The organism is Undibacterium paludis, assembly GCF_022568815.1.
In the GTDB taxonomy this organism is placed as follows: domain Bacteria; phylum Pseudomonadota; class Gammaproteobacteria; order Burkholderiales; family Burkholderiaceae_D; genus Undibacterium.
The window spans coordinates 60,281-82,191 of record NZ_JAKZHX010000018.1 but is presented as its reverse complement, the minus strand read 5'-3'; the positions used below and the strand labels follow the sequence as shown (position 1 = coordinate 82,191).

Genomic DNA, 21,911 nt, shown 5'->3' with positions numbered 1-21,911 from the left:
TCAATCAGTCTATTTCACAATGACCGTTTGCTTTGATCACGAATGTTCACAGGTATTCCACCAGTTGCCCGCTCACGCTGCGCAAACGCTGGCTCATCAGCTTGGCCAGTTTTGAGAGAATATGCACTGCCAGCACCGGTTTTTCCTTGATGATGCGGGCATAGTGATCTTTGGTCAGCAGCAACAGGACACTGGCTTGTGTGGCAACGCAGGTGGCTGAACGTTTTTCGCCGTCGATGATGGACATTTCGCCGACAACCTTGCCATGTGTTACCAGCACGATGCGATGCAGGGCGCCATCCTGCCCTGTCTTCAGTATTTCAACTTCGCCCTTCACCAGCAGGAACATGTAAGTACCGGACTCCCCTTCCCTGAACACAACGGTAGCGGCAGAAACCTCATAACACTGCATATAGCCGGCCAGGGCCTGAATGTCTTTCCACTCCAGATCGGCAAACAGCTGGGACTCAGCGATCATGTCACAGATTTCATCCTTGAATGCGCTACCTGCTCCCATCAAGCGGAAACCATCCATTGCATGATCTGAGTTCATTTTTACGCCCGCTGTTTCAAGTATTCATGTGACGCCGCAGCTATCTTGCCATCTACAAAACAATGATAAAACAATGTCGCTTATCTGCGCATCGCAATCTACAGTGTAGTGCATCAGATTCACCCTGGCTGTTTTTGTGCCTGCTGATATGCCTCTATCTGCGGCAGGATAGCCTGGCGGCGGGCCAGGCTATCGACGGACCAGATCTGCTCCCTGTCATAATATTCCGGCACGACAGGTATGTCGCCTGACAGATTGAGCCAGGGCTGGCTGGTTGACGTGAAGATGTGTATGTCGGGCGGCAAATGATCAGGCTGATCCAGCGTCCCTACACGGACAAAACGCAGCAAGGGACCGGCGCCGGCATAGTTGCTCCAGACAGCGATGTGGCAATGCGGGCAGCGGGCAATTTTCTGCCCCTTGCCGCTTGCCGACGGTGTGTCGATCAGTTCAGGTTCAGATGCAGTGTGGATGACACGGTCGGCTTCTATCATCGCATTCAGGGCAAACGCCGCGCCGCTCTCCCGCTGGCACCAGCGGCAATGGCAGCAATGAACAATCAGGGGCGCCGTCATCATGCGATAGCGTACATGGCCGCAATCGCAACCACCTTCCAGGGGGAATATTGGAGAAGAGCGCATGGCCGCCTTTCTTGCTCAGATGATTGACATCAGGTCTGCCTAAAAATGAAATCCGAACCGTCCCAGGCCAAGAATGCCGATCACGCCAACAGCAATCAGATAGAGCGCCACGATGAGGCTGACCAGCTTGGGCTTGATCAGGATGCATATACCGGCAACCAGGGCGAGGACAGGCATGAGAGACAGATGAATATTCATGGACAGGCTTCTTCGTTAAGGAGTTTGCTACTTTACCAGCGCAGGCTGCAAAGTAGAATACTTCATCAACAAATTTGCGACATCAGGCATTGACGTTGACAATCATTCATCTTCATCACAATACCTCAATAGCCTGGATAGCCGTTCAGCCAGGCACCCGAGACAACAGCTTATCTGCTCAGCACTTCCTCTACAATTTTTTGCACTTCCCCGCTTTTCTTCATCTCCGTCAAAACCTGGTTCAACAGACGCGAGAATTCTGTCTTGTAAGCATAGCGGCCATTGTCGCGATTGGTGTAACCAAGATAAGCCAGCTCCTGGCTGATCACCACGGTTTCAACAATGGCCTGACTGCCTTCTGCATACAGTCCGTCCGCCTTGATTCTTTCAATTTCCCACAAGATGGACAGGCGATCATTGGCGTAACAATCTATCCGCCCCAGCAAGAGCTTGAGTATGTTGGAACGGTTACCCGGCGCCTGGTCTTCGTATAGTTTGCTTTCCTTGACGGCTTTTTTATATTTATCGCCACCAACAGAAAAGCCGGCATTGATGCCGATTTTCAAGCCATAAAAATCTTCGGGCCATGCACTCAGACGCTTGCGGGTTTTCATCACATTTTCGGTACAGAACACGACGACCTGTTCAGTCAATACGGGTTCAGATAAAGTGATATAGGGGCGTTCCAGTGGCCGGTTATAAGGCGGGAAGAGAGCCAGTCCCTGACCGGTTTCAAGCAGCATCAGTCCACGCTTCCACGATACAGGTTTGATCTTCACCTTGTAAGCTGGCATGCGCTCAAAAGCCTTGACAAAGATGGCCGGATACACGCCTTTGGCTTCGCCATTCTCGGCATATGAATACGGTGGATAAGACTCATCGGCATAAACGGTTACCTCTGTCGGGTCTGCTGCCAGCACGGACAAAGACAGGTTCATCACCACGATCATGCCACACCATCGCAGCAACCTGACCAAGGCAGGCAAACTGATTTTCATGTTCATGCCCTCCCAGAATGAAGTGTGACAGGCACCAACTCCGTATACCAGTCTAATCAGTGCTACTGATGATAACAAGAACAGTATGCCAACTGTCGTAAAATCTGCCGGGTTTTTTCGCAAACATTAACATTTATGCTATTCTCATCAACATCGCTTTTACCTCAAGTCCACCTCCTTACCACCTCTTTATCTGGAGACCTCCATGACAACTACCCCTACCGTCAACGGCATTGATGTCTCTCACTTTCAGGGAACAGTCGACTGGGCCGCCGTCAAGGCAGCTGGCAAGGCATTTGCCTTTGCCAAGGCAAGTGACGGCATTACCTATACCGATCCGCAATTCAAGACCAACTGGCAGGGCATCAAAGCCGCCGGTCTGTTGCGTGGCGCCTATCATTTTTATGAAAGTAATGATGACCCTGTCGCCCAGGCCAACAATTTCATCAAGGCAGTCGGCACACTGGCAGCGGGTGATTTGCCGCCTGTACTCGACATAGAGATATTCAAAGGTAATTATGGCACTGCCACGCTGGCGGCCAATGTTCAGACCTGGCTCAACACAGTACAGCAAGCCCTGGGACGTACACCCATCATCTATACCGGGCCGTCTTTCTGGAACCAGTACATGAACAACCAGTTTTCAGCCTACCCGCTATGGATAGCACAATACGGTGTCAGCCAGCCTACCCTGCCCAATGGCTGGAGCAAATGGACTTTCTGGCAGTCGTCAGAATCCGGTACGGTTGCCGGTGTCACGGGCAGTGTTGATATCGATGTCTTTGCCGGCAGCATGGCCAATTTACTGACCCTGGCCAAGGCGGCCTGACAGCTTAAAGACTCAAGACAAAGGCACGTTTTTTGACTCAGATCAAGGCAATTGTGGTCAATCCACAATAGACAGATTCCTGCGTCGGCGTACAATCATGGTAAAAACCAGGCTGCTGGCGTATTGTTTTACCCGACCAGCAGGCCTTATGCAGCACCATGGCTGCGCCGGGAGACAATGATGGCGTGCACCTCAACATCCGCAGGCACGTCGGCAAGGCGGCAACTGCGACGATGGCTGTTCAGCCTGTGCACATGTCTTTTGCTATGCCCGTTACAGGCAGCACAGGCGGCAAGCATGATACGCACGGCCGCCCAAGAAGCCTCAGAACCCAAATTCATCAGTATTACTGTTGACGGCAAACCCGCCGTCGGCGGTATCTGCATCGACATCATGCGGGCCATTGAAGCCATAGAACCGGCCATCAAGTTCACTGGCGATCAGGAATGGTTGCCACTGGCACGCATGCAAAGCAACCAGATGGATGCGATATGTGGCCTGTTGTACACCAAAGAGCGCGCGCTCAAATACGAGTACGTCGATATCCCGCTGTTCAGCGTCAGTTACATGCTGGTGGTCCGCGCAGATGACGAAATACAGGTCAGTGACTGGGACGACATACGCAAACTCGGCAGTGAAGGCGTTATCCTGTCCATGCACAATTTTGCCATCAATGATTATTTGAAAAATCTGGGTGGTTTGCAGCTTGATACGACCGCCGTATCTTCCCGTTCCAACCTGAACAAACTGCTGGCGCGCCGTGGCCGCTTTTATTGCCACCGTTCACCCGGCATCGTTGCCGAGATACGCAAAGCCGGGCTCGAAGGCAAAGTCAGGATACTGCCCAAGGTCATGCTCAAAGAGCAGTTATACATGGTGCTGTCAAAAAACCTGGGTAGCGAGCAGATCAAAAGAATCAAGACCGCCATCACCCAGCTTGACAGCCAGGGCATTCTTGCCAGGCTGTTTGAAAAATACCAGGAATAAAAAACGCCGCACACAAATGCACATGTATTCTGCCTATCCTTTTTCCTGATACAGCGTCTGCATATTCGTCGCCATTTCCTGCAGTCTGGCACGTAGTTCGGGTGGTCCCAGCACTTCGGCATCATCACCAAAACGCAGTATGTCTGCACAAGCCATCATCATGGAACCGACCGGCATGGTGGCGATACGCCAGCCCTGCTCATCCACCTCCTCCGACAACTGGGTTTCAGAAAAAACATAGGGGGACAGAAATGCTTCGCGCAGTCTGACGCCCCTGGGCGAGAGACGCACAGTCGCCCTATTCCTGTGCATGTCCTGCTCCAGGCGTTCAGTGGATTTACGCCAGTAAGCAGCCAGGTCAAAAGGCAATGGTCTCTCGAAACGCTGGTCAAGAACGGATAATTCCAGCATGCGTGAGATCCTGTAAGTGCGTGGCGTGTCATCCACCTGCGCAACCAGATACCAGGAACCACCCTTCATCACCAGGCCCAGGGGTTCGACTATGCGCTCCTTGATGCCTTTCCAGCTTTGGTAGCGCATCCGTATCCGTTTTTGCTCCCAGACTGCGTCAGCCACCTGAGGCAAATGTGAAGGCTGTTCTGACTGGCCAAACCATGCAGGCGCATCCAGATGAAAACGTGAACGCATTTGCTGCGCCCCCTCACGCAAGGAAGCCGGCATGGCTGACAGCAGTTTGTTTTGCGCCGCCATCATGACTGAACCCAGCCCCATGTCGGTCGCCGCCCCGGCCAGGCCACTCATGAACAGGGCCTCGGCCTCCTTGGCTGACAAGCCGTTCAACTGGGTACGGTAACCGTCCAGCAGGCGATAGCCACCGCCAGAACCGCGCTCGCTATAGATGGGTATGCCCGCCTCGCTCATGGAATCAATGTCACGATAAATCGTACGCAGGTTGACGCCGCACTCCTCAGCCAGCTCAGGTGCAGTAGCAAAGCCACGTGCCTGTAGGATGGTGAGGATGGAAATCAGTCGGCTGGCGCGCATTTCTTGATTGTTGAATTACTTTTTGGCATATCAAATGATACATGACAAAAGATGTCAGGTATACAGACATATTCTTCTATCAACGGCCAGGCAATCCCGCCTCTGCCCTGAAAAAGAAAGGTCACATCATGAACAATGCAGACAACATCACCCTGTTCTATTCCCCGCAAACCCGCGCTACCGGCGCCCTGATCCTGCTGGAAGAACTCGGTGCGCCTTATCAATTGCATGTCCTGAACATGAAGGCCGGTGAGCAAAGACAAAGCGCCTACCTGGCCATCAACCCCATGGGCAAGGTACCTGCCATACAGCACCGTGGTGAGCTGATCACAGAACAGGTTGCCGTTTTTTTATACCTGGCAGACCTTTTTCCCCGTGCCGGCCTCACCCCATCGCTGGACAGCCATTTGCGCGGCCCTTATTTGCGCTGGATGGCGTATTACGCTGCATGTTACGAACCAGCTCTGGTGGACAAGTTTGCCCAGCATGCACCCGCAGCGCCGTCCATGTGTCCTTACAGCGATTTTGACACCATGCTCGGCATCATCAAGGCACAGCTGGAAAAAGGGCCTTATCTGCTCGGTGAACAATTCAGTGCAGCAGATGTGCTGTGGGGCAATGCCTTGCGCTGGGGCACCATGTTCAAGCTCGTGCCTGAATCCCCGGTCGTGATGAATTACATCGACCGTGTCTGCAGCCGCCCGGCATTTATCAAGGTGGACGCAATGGATGCGGCATGGGCAGCAGAACATGAACGCATCGTCAATGATGCCAAACAGGAAAACAAAGCAGCCTGATCCCCTTATCGTCATGAAGCCCCCCGGACAGCTGTCTGGGGCAAATCGACAGCCTTTTAGGAATCGTCTGTTTTATTCTGGCTGGCTGACATGTCACGCAAGACTTCAGTACCAACACTCGCCATGGACTGCGTTTTTTTTTGCTCCCCAGATAAGCAAAGTCCCCATGACAAAACAACTCAAGCCTGCCGAAGGGAGATCAATAAAGGGACGCCCCATATGACGAGTCCCCTTCCGGCAAACTTGAGCAATTTAGATGCTATTCTGAAATTCTCCTCCTGCATGGCGGCAAATTTTTTCCCCCGCTATGTAATTGTCGACACCACATTCCCTATCCTCAGATAATTGTCAGGTTTGCCATGCTCAGCGCGGCAAAAATTTATTGCAACAATACAAATTCCATTTCTGATGCATGGCACAATGACCGATTCAAAATCTGATATGCGCGCTTACAGAAAATTACAAATAGTCGGTTGCAATTGATTGTCTTGCAGCACCGCTTTGGATAGTATCCGTGCAATTAAAAAGTACTACCCTAGAGGGAGAATTCATGCGTCGTCTTTGGATCGTCACAGGCACTGTCGTTACAGTGGCTGCCGCTGCTGTTGCCTATCAGGTCAGCAAGCACTGGAAGGATTATCATTTTGTAGGCACCAGGTTGAAAGTGGACATGTCCAAGCCCGATGCCCTGATACGCACCAGCAGCCTCTCGAAGCTGCCGCGCGACCTGCTCAGGGTGCCGATTGCCCGCGATGTGCTGACCGAAGACCTGGCCTTTTACTACGAGCAGAACGAAGACCGCATGGGGCTCAACGGCGCCATCAGGCGCATTGCCTATGAGCATGATCTTGACTGGCAAGACAAACTGTATGCCAGCATCTTCAATGAGGCTGCTGAAGTGGCTTTCTGGCGTGATGGCAAGGGCGCCCTGCGTCACTATGCCGTCGTCATGAAGCACGGCGTGTTCAACAAGGCCTTGCAGGAAGCCGCCAAGGTCGCGCTGAAAGATGGCCAGCTCAAGAAAGCCGGTGAAATCAGCACCGGCAAAGGCACGGCTGAAGTGCTGGCGCTGGAAATCAACCCGCGCCGTACCCTGCTGCTGATCAGCCAGGGCGATCATGTCGTGGTCTTGTCCGACCCTGGCCTGTTGCTTGATGACAGCTCCAGCATCGTCAAGGAGGCACGCTCTGCCGTCGCCAACTGGCTAGAACACGATGGTGCGCTGTCACTGCAATTTGACCTGGACAATATTGCGGCAGCGCCAGCAGCGCCTGCCGACACGGCAAAACACACGCTGGCCATAGGTGCACCAACCATGGCCCTGGGCTATGGCGCCTTCATGTCCGGCTTCAAGGGCATGCGCTTTGACTTTGGCGGCAACTGGTCTACTGCTGTCTGGCTCGATGCAAAGAAACAGACCAATGCGCAATTGCTGGACCCCAGTTTATGGACAGCCGCGCCATCCAACCCCAGCGCCTGCGTCAGCTTGCCGGTAGACTGGGCCATGGTCAATAAAGTACTGACCGAAGCCAGCGCCAAACCTAAATTGCCTGACCAGGGTCTGGCCACACTTTCAGGCCCTGGCCTGGCCTGCTGGTATAAGGAATCCAACCTGTATTCACCGGTATTTATCGCCAAACTGCCGTTGAAAACCGCCAACCGCGAAGCCACCTTGCAAGCCATGGCGAGCTGGGCGATAGCCAGTGGCGAACAGGCGGCCCCCGGTAAAGGCGCGACCAAGGCCAAGCCTGAGCAAAAGCTGTGGCGCAATGAAAAAAGCCGCGCCACCCTGGCTGCCAGCGGCGACTTTGTCGTGTTCTCCCCCGATGGTGGCCTGGTTGAAAAAGTCGTCGATACCATCGCCCGCAGCAACCCCAGTGTGGCTGACCAGAACGGCAACACATCCAACACCCTGGGCCTGATTACACCAAAACCGCTGTCAGAAATGGCACAGCGTGAAGTCTACGCCGCCCTCGCCGGGGCTGATGATGCCAATTACCTGGCTGCGGCGCAAAAACATCTGCCTGCCCGCATGAAGGCGCTGGCCACTTACCCGGCCATACGCCTGGAACTGTCCAACACCCAAGCCAACGGCAAAGCCTGGCAGCAGGTTGACTGGGTCAGCAAGGAGAAACCAAATTGAGGCGCAGAACCCTCCTCAAAGGCCTGTTCGCGCCCGCTTCCCTGCTGGCATGGCCCGCTATAGCAAGCTCTGCGCCTGCAACCGCAATTGCCCTGACGCCAGCGCAGTCACGCAGCTTTCGCGCATGGATGACGCATATCGTCGCCACCCAGTTGAAAGCCGGCCCCACGCCACGCTGGCAACAGCGCGACTGCGTGGGCCTGGTGCGTTTTGCCGTGGCAGAATCACTGCGCGAACATGATGAAAAATGGAAGCGTGCCAATGGCATGCTCGGTACCGCCTTGCCGCCAGAAGTTGAACTGGACCAGGCCACGCAAGCTGTACGCCACCAGTGGCGGCTGGCCGACGGCACGACTTCGGCCTATGTCAGTGCCATAGAAATGGTGCAGGAAAATGCCAGGTTTCGCGGCAAGGACTGCAACCAGGCGGCACCCGGCGACCTGCTGTTTTTTGATCAGGGTGATGCCCAGCATCTGATGGTGTGGATGAATTCTTACATCGCCTATCACACCGGCACTGTCACCACAACCGACAACGGCCTGCGTGCCGTCAAACTGCGCGAACTGCAAGCCTGGCGCGATACGCGCTGGCACCCCACCCAAGATAATCCCAATTTTGCTGGCGTCTACCGCCTCAATTTCTTGTCCGCCTGAAAGCGCACTATGAGAGCTAACATTAACAAACCCCGTTACCTGAGTTTCCTGACAGCCGTCTTTGCGCTGTTATTATTCATGCCCGCACTGGCCCAGGACGGCGGCTCTGCCTTTTTCCTGCTCAGTGACGCCGCCTATGGTTCGGCCGACAATGCCACCGTGCGGCTGGAAGCCCAGGACATGAGCCAGATTGCAGAACTGGGCGGTGTGGACGTATATGTCTACCGCGTCAAGGACCCGCTGGAATTTTTAAAAGCGCAGAAGAACCTCCACCGCATAGACACCCAGGGCAATTACAAGGGCAAGGGCATTGCCGATGCACTGGCCCGTGTCTGGGATAACTGGTGGGATGCCTCACGCCGCATGTGGCGCAAGCTGTTCTCGTCCGATGCCAGAAATGCCGTCACCACGCAAGTGCCAGAGGTGCGCGTACACCCTTTGCAAAAGTCGCCAACACCTCAGCAGATGAACCCGCTGTACCAGCCATTGAAAGCACATACCCTGGTTGACAGCTTCCGTTATCCAGTGCAGGTGGCGCAAGAGATCAAACCGCCAAAGGGTGTCAAGCTTGACGGCAGCAGCAGTGAATTCATCGCCACCTCCAAAGGCAATGTGATGATACCACTGGGCAAAAAAGAACCTGGCCTGTATCTGGTCGAAGCCATGGTCGGCAAATTCCGCGCCGTGACTTTGGTGTTTGTGTCTGACTCCATCGCCGTCACCAAGGTGTCGAGCAAGCAGATGCTGGTATGGGTGGCTGACCGTCGCAGCAGCCAGCCGGTAGCAGACGCCAAAACCGTCTGGACAGACGGCGCAGGTATCCTCAGCACAGGCTCGACCGATGCCAGCGGCATCGCCAACTTCGAACGTGACGCCCCTGAAAAAACCTATGTCTATGGTGAAGACGCCAAAGGCGGTGTATTCGTCGCAGAAAACTTTTACTACGACAGCGAAATCTATAACACCAAGATGTACGCCGTCACTGACCGCCCACTGTACCGCCCTGGTGACACCGTCTATGTCAAGTTCCTCGGTCGTACCTTTGTCTCTGCCCGTGAATCAACACCGATTACCGCCGGGGACCTGAAGTTCCAAGTGTTTGACGCCAATGGCTTCCCTGTAGCGAACCAGAACCTGCAGATAAGTCCGCAGTCTGGCAGCGATACCGTGTTCCAGTTGCCCGACAATGCTGTCGCCGGTGGTTATGAAATCCGCTTCAGCTACAAGGGCAACAACTATGGCGCAGCCTTCCGTGTAGCGGAATACCAGAAGCCGCATTTTGAAATCAATGTACTGCCCGGCAAAAAAGACTACAAGACCAATGAAGAAATCAAGGGTCAGCTGCAACTGGTCTACCCCGACGGCAAACCCGTCGTCAATGCCAAGGCCGACCTGACCGTACGTGCGCAACGCCTGACCATCGTTGAAGGCGACCTCGGCTATGCCGGCCAGTTCCCGGTACAGATGAGCAACACCACATTCACCACGGACAGCAAGGGTTTTGTTGACTTCAAACTGCCCGCAGCCAAAGAGCCGAGCCGCTATGTCTTGTCTGTACTGGCAACGGACGGTGCAGCGTACCGCGTACGCGCCACCAAAGAGATACTGGTGGAGCGCGGCGCAGGTACTTATAGCATCAAGGCTGAGCGTGCCTTTTCAGCGGTTGGCGAAAACATGAACTTTGCCCTGACTGCCCTGCCCGTGCCTGGCAACACCGCCAGCACACTCAGCGCCCCCGTCAGCTGGGACTGGGTCAAGCTCGAAGACCAGAAGAAAAGCACAGGCAAGCTGGCCAACGCCACAAAACTGACGATGGCTTTTGCCGAACCCGGCACCTATAACCTGTCATTGCGTGATGCAGCGGGCAATATCCTTGGCGCGACTTCGCACTATGTCAGCGGCGCCGGTGTCAGTGCACCGCAAGGTTCGATAGAGATGGTGTTTGACAAGAGCAGCTACAAGCCGGGCGAGACTGCCAGCGCCCTGGTCACCTTCCCGCAGCAGGTGGACCAGGCCCTGTTCACGCTGGAACGTGACAAGGTAGAGAAAACCGCGCTGATGACTACGGCCAGCGGCTGGCTCAGCGCCAAGCGCATTTCACCGATGCAGTGGAAGGTGGAAATACCGGTGCAGGATACCTATGGCCCCAACATTACCTTCTCTGTGGTGTATGTCAAAGGAGGCGATTATGTCTTCCAGAACCTGGGGCTGAAGGTTGAACAGCCGCGCATCAATGTCGCAGTCAAGGCCGACAAGGCAGTCTATGCACCAGGTGAAAAAGTCACGCTGGACCTGACTGCCATGCTCGGTGGCCAGCCTGCTGCCGGCAGCCAGCTCACCGTTGGCGTGGTCGATGAAATGATCTATGTGCTGCAACCAGAGATAGCGCCGGACGTGTTTGACTTCTTCTACCACCCGCGCCGCAATAATGTGCGCACGTCGGCCAGCCTCAGCTTCATCGCTTATGACCTGGCAGCACCACCATCCAAACTGGCTGTACCATCGAACGGGCAAACCCATGAGCGCGCCATCAAGGTGCTGGAACGCCCGCGCCGTGAAGACAAGGACACTGCCCTGTGGCAGCCAAGTGTGACCACAGACGCCAGTGGCCGCGCCCGCCTCACCTTCACCATGCCGGACTCACTGACACGCTGGCGCGTCACCGTCCGTGCTACCGCCGCCAGCGGCAGCGTCGGTCAGAACATTGCCTATGTACGTTCAGACAAGGACTTTTATGTGAAATGGACCAGCCCGAACTGGATGCGCGTGCAGGATGCGCCAAATGCCAGCGTCGCCATCTTCAACCAGGGCAACCAGGAAGCCGCCGCCAGCCTCAACGTCACCGGCTCTGGCTTGAACAAGCAAGAAAGCCTGAAGCTGAAACCAGGCGCCAACTTCATCTCGCTGCCCTTGAAAGCCAACGGCCTCGATAACAAGATAGACCTGGCCCTGAACGTTGGTGGCAAGACTGTTGATGCCCTGAATGTACCGCTGAAAATAGTCCCCGTACACTGGCTGAGCCAGCGTTCTGTCAGCGTACCGGTCACCGGCAAGGAAACCGTATTGAAACTGCCCGCCGATGCCAGCAATGTGCAACTGCAATTTGCTGACAGTGCGACGACACAGTTCCGCCGCCTGATGGATGACCTGATCGACTACCCGTATGGCTGCGTGGAACAGACATCAAGCCGGCTGATCCCCTACAGCCTGGCCCTGCAGGCAACCCTGCCGAGCGAAGACAGGCTGGCTGCACAATTGACGCAACGCCTGTACAGTTACCGCTTCCGTCTGGCGCAAATGGCTGGTCCGAACGCCACGTTCGGCTGGTGGAGCGTGCCAGAAAAAGACGGCGACGCCCTGCTGACAACCTATGCCTACTATGCCGACTGGCATGCCAGCCGCGCGCTGAAACTGACACTGCCAGACGGCCATTTTGACCGCCTGACCGAAGTCTATCGCAAGGATGGCGTCAACCAGTCCCCCTGGCAGCGCGCCCTGATGCTGTACTGGATGCAGGACATGGGCCTGCCGGTACGCTCCATGGCTGAAGCCCTGAGTGAAGAACTGGGCAAATCGGCAGGCACGGCCAAACCTGCAACGGCCGCAGCCAGCCCCCGGTCAGGCATGGGCAGCATGATCTTTGCCGCAAAAGATGACGACCTGCAAAACGCCATGAGCACCCTGCTGGCTGCCTATGTGGTACAGCAAAGCAAAGGTAATCTTGGTGCAGCCGTTGCTGCGGCCCTGCCTGATGCCGCCCAGCGCGTCCACCAGGCAGACCTGCCTTTGGGTGAAGCCCTGCTGATACTGACCGGCAAACGCCCCGCCAATGAATCAGCCGCCGTCCTGGAACGCGTGCGTGCAGAATACCCGACCATAGACCGCGCCCTCGCCCTGCTGTGGACATACCGCGCCATGGGTGGCAAATCCGGTACGAATGATCCGCTGCTGCGCAACAACATGGCCAAGGTCGAACTCGAAGCCGGCTGGCAGGCACGCGACAGCGCCACCGGCCAAAGCGTATTCCGCTGGACAGCCAGCACACCGGCGCCATCTGTCATCAAAATGGTTTCCAACCCCGGCGCCAACATGGTGGCGATTGCCCAGTTCGACAGTCGTGAGCCAGAAAAAACTGCCCTGCCCGTCAAGCTGGAACGCAAGATCTATCGCCTGATACCGGAAGAGATCAAGGCACCGAGCGCACCGGCCAGCAAACCAGCTGGAACACCACCGGCAGCACCGGTTGCTCCGGTTGCTCCGGTTGCTGGCAAGGCCGGCTTCAAGCTGGAATTGCTGGCGGACGGCGCACCACTGAAGACCGATGAAGTCTATCTCGATGAAGTGGTGTTGACACCCAATGCAGGTACAGCGCTGAACTTTGGCATTGTTGAAGTGGCGTTGCCACCGGGCACGGCGGCTGACCGCTCCACCTGGGGCATCAACGTCCGCTTCCCTGGCGGCAAGGACATGGAAGTGATGGAACGCGCCCGCTACGAGCAGACACCGCGCGGCTATGCCGTGCCTGTCGATGTGCTTGACAGCCCGGTCGTGATACGCCACCTGATCAGGGCGGCGCAAACCGGCAGGTTCGCCCTGCCGCCGTCACGCTATTACCGCATGTACCAGCCTGAGCAAAAAGCCTTTGAGGACAAGCCACGTGCGTTCATGGAAATCCGCTGATCGTGCATCAGTCATGCCCCTTGCCGCCATCACCCTGATGGTGGCAGGAATGGGATTGACGGCAGCAAAGGCAGCAACAGCAGGCAACGCTGGCGACCAGGCCAGCGTTGCCTGGCTGCGCGACGGCCAGCTGGAAGTGCGCTCACTGTCAGCACCAGACAGCACACCGGACAAAAATCGCGCAGAACAAAAAATCCCCATGGGCAGCTTGTGGAAGCTGTTCGTCTACGCCTACCTGCAAGACAATCGGGTGCAGGAACCGGCCTACGCATGCGTCGCAAAAACAGAAAAGCACGATAAACAGGCAGGCAAGCAACTCAGTCAGCACGATTCCAAGCAAGACCACAATGAAGACCGCTATTGCTGCGAACCCGGCGAGACGGTGGAGCGTGATACCGCCCTGGCCCGTTCCTGCGCGCCCTATTTTTCACCAGCCCGCCTGGGCCTGACGGACAAAGGCTGGAAGACTTACTGGCAAGACCGCAGTGAGGTCAACTGGCTGCAACGCCCGGCCCAGTTACAGCCTGACACCCAGATCAGCATCAAAGACCTGCTGACCACGCTGGACAAATTTTCACCCCAGGCGCGCACCAGCGCCAGGGCCGCCCTGCTGGAAACCGCCATACAGGGTTACGGCCGCGAAGCCTGGGCGCAACTCGGCACAGGCATACGTTACAAGACTTATTCCTGGCATCTGCCCGACGGCACGGCTTTTGGCGGCGCTGCCGGCTGGCTGGCCGATGGCACGCCTTTCTGGTTTGGTGGGCGTGGCTCCAGCCGCTCCACCCTCAGCACCTGGGCGTCGGCACTGGCATCAGCATTGCCCACCCCACGCTGGGCCGGTATCGTCAGCGCCGATAACCTCGGCGAAGATAGCCAATGCGTCACCGTCGATTTTTTTGCCCGCTACCCGCTGCGCGAAGTCATGAGCCTGGCTGGTTCAACACCATTACCGGCCAGGGCAGGCAGCCTCAATGGCAAATACCGTCTGCAATTCACCAATAACAATCAGCTCGACATCAACAGCAATGGCAGCCTTCATCTGGCCCGCAGCCCCGGCATGGCGGCGCAAATCACTGGTCGCTTCAGCGTCAATGACTATGTTGCCCGCGTGGTAGACCGTGAAGGCGACGGCAGCAATACCGAGGTGGCGCGCGCACTGGCCATCGCCGCCCGCAGTTACCTGCTGCAAAACGCCACGCTTGACCATGGCTGCTGGCGCATTGCCGATACCACCAGCCGCCAGCGTGTCAGCCCCAATCCACCGAGTGAAGCCGCACTGGCCGCTGCCTGGTACACCAGCGACCTGGTATTGCAGGGAGCCAATGTACGCTACCACAACGATCAGGCTGGCAAAGACCGCATGTCGCTCAGCGAGGCAGGCAAGCAGGCCAGCCAGGGCTGGAATTTTGAACGCATACTGGCCAGCAGCTATCCACAGGCTGCCATCGCCAGCATCAATGGCAAGTCCGATTGCCAGCCATTGCTGGCGGCACAAAGCTGGCTGACCGCAGCATCGGGCAAATGGCAAACCCTGTTGCGTCGCGAACCCGGCTTTGAAAGCCCCGACAAGCCGCCAGCCGTGTGCAGCCTGGCCACTGGCAACCCTTATTCAGACCAGCAGCGCATGCGCATCTATGTGCGTGGCTGGCGCAGCCTGGACGAGCGCATCACCCTCGCCCATGAATACCTGCACCTGGCCTTACGATTTCATCCCAACGGCGCCAACGAAAACTATGTAGAAAAACTGGCCCGCCGCCTGATAGAAGGAACAACATGATCAAGTTTCACGCCCTGTCATCCATGACGTTGATACTATGTACCGGTCTGCTGACTGCCAGCAGCATCGCCAGCGCTGCTGACATAGAAGTACCGCGCGGGGGCTGGCGCAATAGCGGCGGCGAAGTCGCAGGCTTTCGCCAGCCCGTGCACTACCCGGCTTCATCCGTCAATGCCGAAGGCCAGAATGAAATGTCGCTGATCAAAGGCCGCATCAGCAGCAATGGCAAAAAACGTCCCGGCAAGCTGGTCGTCAACGGCGCAGCCATGCCATTGTCCATCGGCGAAGGTGGTGAGTTTGCCCGCCCCTATTCTTTCAGTTCGGGATCAAACAGTGTGGAAGTACGCAGCCCCGATGGCAGCGACGTCAAGCGCGTACAGTTCTACGACACCAACACCAGCCGCCCAAATGCGCGCCTGCGCGTTGTCCTGTCCTGGGACAGCGACGGCACCGACCTTGACCTGCATGTGATCTCACCCGATGGCCAGCATGTTTTCTATGGCAACCGTGTTGTTGACAATGGCGGCGCGCTCGATGTCGACGTCACCACCGGCTACGGTCCAGAGATTTATGCCAACACTGCCCCCCCCAAAGGCACCTACCATGTGTACGTCAATTACTACGGCAGCGGTGACAACAGCAAAGCCCTGACCATCGCCAAAGTCGCCATCATCAGCCAGGAAGGCACCCTGGCGGAGAAACAGCAAAGCTTCCAGGTGCCGATGCGCAAACCCGGCGAGCTGACCCTGGTCAAATCATTTACCTATCCATGATCACCAAATGATCACTGAATGAGCACAAGCACATCATGCCTATCAACATAAAACACCTGCTGCTGGCCAACGCCCTGCTGCTGACAACAGCCATCAGCCTGGCCCAGGACAAAAACGCAGACCAGCCCACCATCAGCACCCCGCGCGGCGGCTGGAACTATAACGGCCTGATCGACAAGTCTGGTGAAGGCCGCATGTCCTACCCCAATCCGCCGATAGACCGCGGCCTGCAACGCAACCGCACTCTGATCGCAGGCCACATCCGGGATGCCGGCAAGCAGCGCAAGCACACCCTGATTGTCAACGGCAACCCCATGGTACTCAACTATGGCAAGGACGGCCGCTATGAGCGCCACTATGCCTTTGGCAGCGGTTCAAACAATGTAGAAATCAAAGGGCCGGACGGTAGCCTGCAACGTGTGCAGTTTTACGAAGCCAACAGCCAGCAACTGTCACCACAGCTGCGCATCATCTGCTCATGGGACGCGCCAGAGGCAGAAGTCGACCTGCACATCATCACCCCGGACGGCCAGCACGCCTTCTTCGGCGCCCCTGTCCTCAACGGCGGCGGCGGCCTCGACGTCGACAGCGTCGACGGCCCCGGCCCCGAAATGTTCACCACCGTCGCCCCCCAGCACGGCGCCTACCATGTCTTCGTCAACTACTGGGGCAACTACAGCGAAGCCGGCGGCTACAACTTCGACGAAAGCCAGCGCAAAAAACCCATCATCACCACCAGGGTGACACTGATTTTCTACGAGAACACAGCCAGGGAAAAACGCGAAAGCTTTGTCATACCGCTACGCAAGATCGGGGACTTGAATCTGGTGAAGTCGTTTATGTTTTGACGGAGGCATTCAGGTAGTATGACTCCAAGAAAAACATTTAACTATTCATCATCCCGAGAGCGATTTGCAGTAGATGATTCTCACACAGCTTTTCATGCATAGCAGATTTTTTCGCGTAACGCTCATGCGCGCCCAATCCCTGAGGTATCTGTTGCGTATCGTGTCTTGAAAAACCATCTGCATTTTTCTGTTTTTTTCATTCCGCGTTTACATACTTTCACCAGCAAAGGCTCTTTATGGCAAGCGTCAACGAAATACAAAATCTTTACATCGCTTACTTTAACCGCCCTGCCGATGTTGCCGGTCTCACTTACTGGACGACCGGCCCGCAGGCAAACTTTACTGTAGCGCAGCTTGCCCAGTTGTTTTCGCAACAGATCGAATACGTCGACATTTATGCGGGCGAGACGGCCAAGCAGAAGGTCAACGCGCTGTTTAAGAACCTGTTCAACCATGATGCCGACGCTGACGCGCTGGCGTATTGGGTCGGGCAAATCAACAATGGTACGTTCAGCCTCAGTCAGGTTGGCATCGGCATCCTGGCAGGCGCGACCGGTGCAGATGCTGCCAGCGTGGCTGCCAAGCTAGCCGCTGCCAATAGCTTTACCGGCAAGATGGCGGCCAGCACGTCCTTGCAGGTTGCTTACAGCCAGACCAATGGTAATGCCTTTGCGTTGACAAAAGCCTGGCTAGCTGGCGTCACCGATGCCGCTTCCGGCGTCACCGCTGCAGGTAAGCTTGACGCCACCTTTACAGCCATGCCTGACCCAAAGGCAGCACCCATTGTCGTCAAGCCCGGCGTGGTGAACATGGGGACAGCTGGCAACGACACGTTTTCGGCAACAGATAGTGCCTTGCTGGCCAGCGGCACTTCCATCGTTGGCAATGGCGGCACGGATGTGCTCAACGTCGCATCCCTCAGCGATACGGCTCACCTGGCAACCGTAACGGGTGTGCCCACATTGAATATAAATGATGCCAGCTTCATATTGAATACGACTGACCCGTTCATGAACCAGTTCAGCACCATCAACGACTATGGCTTCTGGCGTTTCGATTCTCTTCGTTTGGGGAACGTCGCGCAAACGCTCAATCTGTACGGAAATTCCGGCGATATCGGTGTGACATTGGGCGCGCCGAATCAGGTAGTCAAGTATATGAAGCTTGGCACTTCTCGTATCAACATCGACTCCACCATAGCCAACCTGGCAGGAGCTTCCTTCGACCTCTCCAATGCTAGCGGCGGCGGCACCCTGTCCATTGACGATGCAGGCGCAGTGACCCTGAACGCGGCGCTGTTGAAAAATTTTTATATGCTTAACCTGGCGACAGGAGTCAACCTCACCATCAACCCGGCAGTCGGTATCAGAATCCGTACAAGTACGCTAGGCGCAAATACAATCACCGAAACCGATGGCGCAGGCGCTGTAGGAATCGAGATGAACGGCAACGGCTTATTGACCGTTAACACCTCTGCCACCCACGACTCGGACATCACCGTGTACCCAACCGCGAGCAACGCTTTGCTGGCATTGGCAGGCGCGGGGAATGTCATCGTCACTGCATCCCCAACAGGCAATCTTACCGTTACCGGCAACGCAGCCCTGGAAACCATCAAGCTGTCTGCCACGGGCGGTGGCGTGGACAACATCACGGTAACTGGTTCTACCCTTGGAAATATCGCGACCAGACTCGTTACCGTCAACAACTTCAAGGCCAGCGGCGCAGACGTGTTGCATACTGGTGTCAACGCGACATCACTGGGGACGATCAACATCGCCACATCCGATTTCAACAGCCTGGCGGCCAACATCGCCAGCGGCGCGGGTACCCTCAGCAATAATGACTACAAAGCATTCGTCGTCAACGTTGCAGCCGGTGCCGCCGCCGGGTCGTATGTGATAGAGCATATCGCTGGCACGACGGTCGGTGCGGGGGATATCATTGTCAAGCTGACGGGCACTACGGGTAATATTGCCGTTGGGGATTTGCTGGCGTAGGTGCTGTTGTCCCTTCCCCGTCTTGCCATACCCACGCAGACGGGCACCCGTTGCCATAGTGTTTATGCCGCCGCCCAGCAACGCCCCCTGCAGCGCTGGAAGCGCCATGCAAAGCCTTGGATGTCACACAATGTGGTCTGGTCCGACCAGCCATCATGGCACGATAACGTATGGCCGCTTGAGAGTCGTGCTGGTGCTGCCGTTGTTGATGAGTAAGTCTACACCGCCCCATCTATGAATTGATGTCCCTCTGTAGATACATCAGCCTAAACCTGACTTGAAACGTAAGTATTCAACCCTGATTTTTCGATGACACATCAAATATAGTTTGTACCGCATTTCGTACGGACTGAATAATGAAAAACGCCTGCCCTGACTATCAGGCAGGCGTTTTTATTTTCACTTCAGCTATTGCAGTCACGAACGCCAGGACATCAATGACTCGAGTGAGCTGGGGGCAGCGTATCCGTGACCGGAATAAAAGAATCGCTACGCTAGGGTAAGGTCACGCAGCGAAAAAAAGTGTTACGTCCTTCACTTTCGTTACAGCAGTTACAGCCGGTTAGCTTGCTTTCACCTGTATTTTATTTTGTATGTCCTTGACACCGTCCACGCTGGCAACCAGCTTCAGGACATGGCCTACCGCTTCGGCGCTGGGTGCTGTCCCGGCCAGGGTAACAACCCCTTGATTTGTCGCCACTTGCAGTTTCAACGAGGAGGTATCTTTGTTTGTTGCCAGTGTTTCCTTGATTTTCGACGTAATGGCGGAGTCATCTGCTGCTGCAGCGGAAGTTTTTACAGCCATCCCGTCTGCTGGTGTTTGAGCGATAGAAGACGTCGAGATTGCCGCAGCAAAAGCGAGCAATACTGCTGGAAGCATCAATTTACCTGTTTGCATAATTATTCCTTTCAGTTAAGTGACAGCGTCTTTGTTGACGTGCATCACTTCTACAGCACAAGCTGTGCCAGGAAATAAAAAAACTTAAAAATCAAACACTTAGTCTGAAATATTCTGGCATTGCGCAAATCAGCAATGATATCGACAGGGAAAGTGTCGCCAGCTGGCGACAGCAAATCAGGCTTGTTTTATAACTGTTTGATTTTATTGATTTAATTACTGTCTCTTGGTAGCGACAACATCTGCATCGTCGCGGAACAGGTTCGGTGTCAATTGGTGCTTTTGCAGCATGCGATAGAATTCAGTACGGTTCCTGCCTGCTATTCTGGCGGCGTCCGAGACATTACCATCGGTAAATTTCAATAGCTGAATCAGGTAGTTACGCTCAAAGCGCGTACGTGCCTCCTGGTAACTGAGCAGTTCCAGGGTGGGTGCGCACAAGGCGCGCTCAACCAGTGAAAGGGGAATAATGGGTGTTGTCGCCAAAGCACACACTTGTTCGACGACATTATGCAACTGACGGACATTGCCAGGCCAGGGCGCAGACATCAGACTGGCGAGCGCATCGGGTGAAAAGCCGTTAATTTTCTTCCGGTATTTTTCGGCCAGTTGCTGCCTGAAATAGTTTGCCAGCAAACTGATATCTTCCCTTCTGTCCGCCAATGCCGGCAAAGCGAGCCTGACCACGTTCAGGCGGTAATACAGGTCTTCCCTGAATTGCCCCTCACGCAAGGCCAGTTCCAGATCACGATGGGTTGCAGAAAGAATTCTTACGTCCACGGCACTGCTATGGTCTGCCCCGACAGACTTTACCTGCCGCTCCTGCAGCACGCGCAACAGCTTGACCTGCAGCGACAGCGGCATATCACCAATCTCGTCAAGGAACAAAGTACCGCCATGAGCGGAATGAAACAGCCCCGCCCTGCTTGAAACAGCTCCGCTGAATGCCCCCTTGACATGACCAAACAATTCGGACTCCAGCAACTGTTCAGGTATGGCGCCGCAGTTGATGGCGACAAACGGCGCCCTGGCGCGGGCACTTGCCCTATGGATGGCGCGTGCCAGCAATTCCTTGCCTGTGCCACTCTCCCCCTGGATCAGGACACTCGCATCGGTACCGGCAACCAGCTTGGCTTCGGCCAATAGTTCTGCCATGCTCTGGCTGCGGCTGATCAATTCACTTCGCCAGCTGGTATCGCTATTCTGCAACTGCGAAGATATGCCGCCCAGTTGCAACGCCTCCTTGATTTTTTCAAGCAATACCGTACCGTCAAATGGCTTGGTCAGATAGGCATAGACACCGTGGCTGGTCGCATCTACCGCATCAGGGATGGTGCCGTGTGCAGTCAATAAAATGACTGGCAGGGCATTGTACTGACGGCGAATTTCATCGAACAGCGCCCGCCCATCCATCCCCGGCAGGCGTATATCAGAAATCACTAGCGATGGCAGGTCAACTGCCAGCATCGCCAGGGCAGCCTCGGCATTGTCAACCGCAGTGACCCTGTAACCCGCCGCCCGCAAACGCATGGAGATCAGGGTCAACATATCTGTATCGTCATCCACAAGCAAGACATGTGGCAAAAGGCGTGCATTGCTCATCAGTGGCTTTCGTTGCTGTTGCGCGGACGTGTAGGCAGGAGATGTTCGATGTTTTTCAACTCATCGAGTTTCTGGTTCAGCAGATCGGCCCGGCGCTGTACTTCTTTCGTTTGCTGAGCCTGTTTTTCCAGCGCATCGTCCAGCCGGCGCCATTCACTGTAATTGGCAGACAACAGGCTGGCGAGCGGTTTCAAAGCTTGAGCGGCTACATCGTCAGACTTCAAGATGGCGTCCAGCAATGCAAGGGCGCGATTAAGATCGACCGTGCCGCGCATCAACCCAAAGATGATTGCCTTCTGAAGATTGCGCTTAGGGCTGTCTGCCTGCGTATTAAGTTCCTGCAATTTTTTTTGCAAGTCCTGGGCAGGCATCTGCCGCATCAGCAAATAGAAGCCGAGCATGTCGTCATTCATATTCACGGGCGGTAAAACAGGAGGAGTAACAGGAACTTTAGTGACCGGTAATGACTGTTGCGCAGATTTGTCTGATGACATGATGCCACACCCGATCAGGGCAAAACATAGCG

General features: G+C 55.5%; 18 protein-coding genes. 10 read left to right on the top strand and 8 right to left on the bottom strand.

All coding sequences use genetic code 11. From position 1 onward, the window contains the following. Positions 1–46: 46 nt before the first annotated feature. From LZ463_RS25185 to LZ463_RS25170, 4 genes are all read right to left on the bottom strand, one after another. A complete protein-coding gene (locus tag LZ463_RS25185; RefSeq protein ID WP_241459068.1) occupies positions 47–553 on the bottom strand; it encodes a Crp/Fnr family transcriptional regulator in 507 nt (168 codons plus the stop codon). A 119-nt stretch (positions 554–672) separates the two neighbouring features. Then, positions 673–1,194 carry a GFA family protein gene (locus LZ463_RS25180; RefSeq protein WP_241459067.1) on the bottom strand — a complete coding sequence of 174 codons (522 nt, stop codon included), beginning with the start codon at positions 1,192–1,194 and terminating at the stop codon, positions 673–675. A 39-nt stretch (positions 1,195–1,233) separates the two neighbouring features. Continuing rightward, entirely contained in the window at positions 1,234–1,392 is a 159-nt protein-coding gene (locus tag LZ463_RS25175; protein ID WP_241459066.1) for a DUF3096 domain-containing protein, read from the bottom strand. A gap of 170 nt (positions 1,393–1,562) precedes the next feature. Further along, positions 1,563–2,396, bottom strand: coding sequence for a substrate-binding periplasmic protein (locus LZ463_RS25170; protein ID WP_241459065.1), 834 nt, complete (start codon positions 2,394–2,396; stop codon positions 1,563–1,565). A 199-nt stretch (positions 2,397–2,595) separates the two neighbouring features. On the opposite strand from LZ463_RS25170, the gene LZ463_RS25165 reads away from it, so the two are divergent. Together LZ463_RS25165 and LZ463_RS25160 are read left to right on the top strand one after the other, a co-directional pair. Further along, positions 2,596–3,219 (top strand): glycoside hydrolase family 25 protein, encoded by a 624-nt coding sequence (locus tag LZ463_RS25165; RefSeq protein ID WP_241459064.1) that lies wholly within the window; start codon positions 2,596–2,598, stop codon positions 3,217–3,219. Positions 3,220–3,516: 297 nt separating this feature from the next. Continuing rightward, positions 3,517–4,206 (top strand): substrate-binding periplasmic protein, encoded by a 690-nt coding sequence (locus LZ463_RS25160; protein WP_241459063.1) that lies wholly within the window; start codon positions 3,517–3,519, stop codon positions 4,204–4,206. Positions 4,207–4,239: 33 nt separating this feature from the next. On the opposite strand, the gene LZ463_RS25155 is transcribed toward LZ463_RS25160, so the two are convergent. After that, on the bottom strand, positions 4,240–5,211 hold the full coding sequence (locus tag LZ463_RS25155) for a helix-turn-helix transcriptional regulator (protein ID WP_241459062.1): 972 nt from the start codon (positions 5,209–5,211) through the stop codon (positions 4,240–4,242). A gap of 128 nt (positions 5,212–5,339) precedes the next feature. On the opposite strand from LZ463_RS25155, the gene LZ463_RS25150 reads away from it, so the two are divergent. From LZ463_RS25150 to LZ463_RS25115, 8 genes are all read left to right on the top strand, one after another. Next, complete coding sequence (locus tag LZ463_RS25150) at positions 5,340–6,008, top strand: glutathione S-transferase family protein (protein ID WP_241459112.1); 669 nt, start codon at positions 5,340–5,342, stop codon at positions 6,006–6,008. A 550-nt stretch (positions 6,009–6,558) separates the two neighbouring features. Continuing rightward, a complete protein-coding gene (locus tag LZ463_RS25145) occupies positions 6,559–8,151 on the top strand; it encodes a DUF2138 family protein (RefSeq protein WP_241459061.1) in 1,593 nt (530 codons plus the stop codon). Further along, the gene (locus LZ463_RS25140) at positions 8,148–8,804 is read left to right on the top strand and encodes a DUF1175 family protein (protein ID WP_489686151.1); all 657 of its coding nucleotides are present in this window, start codon (positions 8,148–8,150) and stop codon (positions 8,802–8,804) included. Before LZ463_RS25145 ends, LZ463_RS25140 begins: the two co-directional genes overlap by 4 nt. A gap of 9 nt (positions 8,805–8,813) precedes the next feature. Further along, entirely contained in the window at positions 8,814–13,484 is a 4,671-nt protein-coding gene (locus tag LZ463_RS25135) for an alpha-2-macroglobulin family protein (protein ID WP_241459060.1), read from the top strand. Further along, entirely contained in the window at positions 13,462–15,264 is a 1,803-nt protein-coding gene (locus LZ463_RS25130) for a DUF2300 domain-containing protein (RefSeq protein WP_241459059.1), read from the top strand. Before LZ463_RS25135 ends, LZ463_RS25130 begins: the two co-directional genes overlap by 23 nt. Further along, positions 15,261–16,037 carry a YfaP family protein gene (locus tag LZ463_RS25125; protein ID WP_489686150.1) on the top strand — a complete coding sequence of 259 codons (777 nt, stop codon included), beginning with the start codon at positions 15,261–15,263 and terminating at the stop codon, positions 16,035–16,037. Before LZ463_RS25130 ends, LZ463_RS25125 begins: the two co-directional genes overlap by 4 nt. Positions 16,038–16,072: 35 nt before the next feature. After that, complete coding sequence (locus LZ463_RS25120) at positions 16,073–16,885, top strand: YfaP family protein (RefSeq protein ID WP_241459058.1); 813 nt, start codon at positions 16,073–16,075, stop codon at positions 16,883–16,885. Between the two features lie 236 nt (positions 16,886–17,121). Next, positions 17,122–18,885 (top strand): DUF4214 domain-containing protein, encoded by a 1,764-nt coding sequence (locus LZ463_RS25115; RefSeq protein ID WP_241459057.1) that lies wholly within the window; start codon positions 17,122–17,124, stop codon positions 18,883–18,885. A 562-nt stretch (positions 18,886–19,447) separates the two neighbouring features. Here the strand turns inward: LZ463_RS25115 and LZ463_RS25110 are convergent. The 3 genes from LZ463_RS25110 to LZ463_RS25100 form a co-directional block, all read right to left on the bottom strand. Next, entirely contained in the window at positions 19,448–19,783 is a 336-nt protein-coding gene (locus LZ463_RS25110; protein WP_241459056.1) for a BON domain-containing protein, read from the bottom strand. A 216-nt stretch (positions 19,784–19,999) separates the two neighbouring features. After that, positions 20,000–21,385, bottom strand: coding sequence for a sigma 54-interacting transcriptional regulator (locus LZ463_RS25105; protein WP_241459055.1), 1,386 nt, complete (start codon positions 21,383–21,385; stop codon positions 20,000–20,002). Then, positions 21,385–21,879, bottom strand: coding sequence for a hypothetical protein (locus tag LZ463_RS25100; protein WP_241459054.1), 495 nt, complete (start codon positions 21,877–21,879; stop codon positions 21,385–21,387). The genes LZ463_RS25105 and LZ463_RS25100 overlap by 1 nt, the downstream gene beginning before the upstream one ends. Between the last annotated feature and the right edge of the window lie 32 nt (positions 21,880–21,911).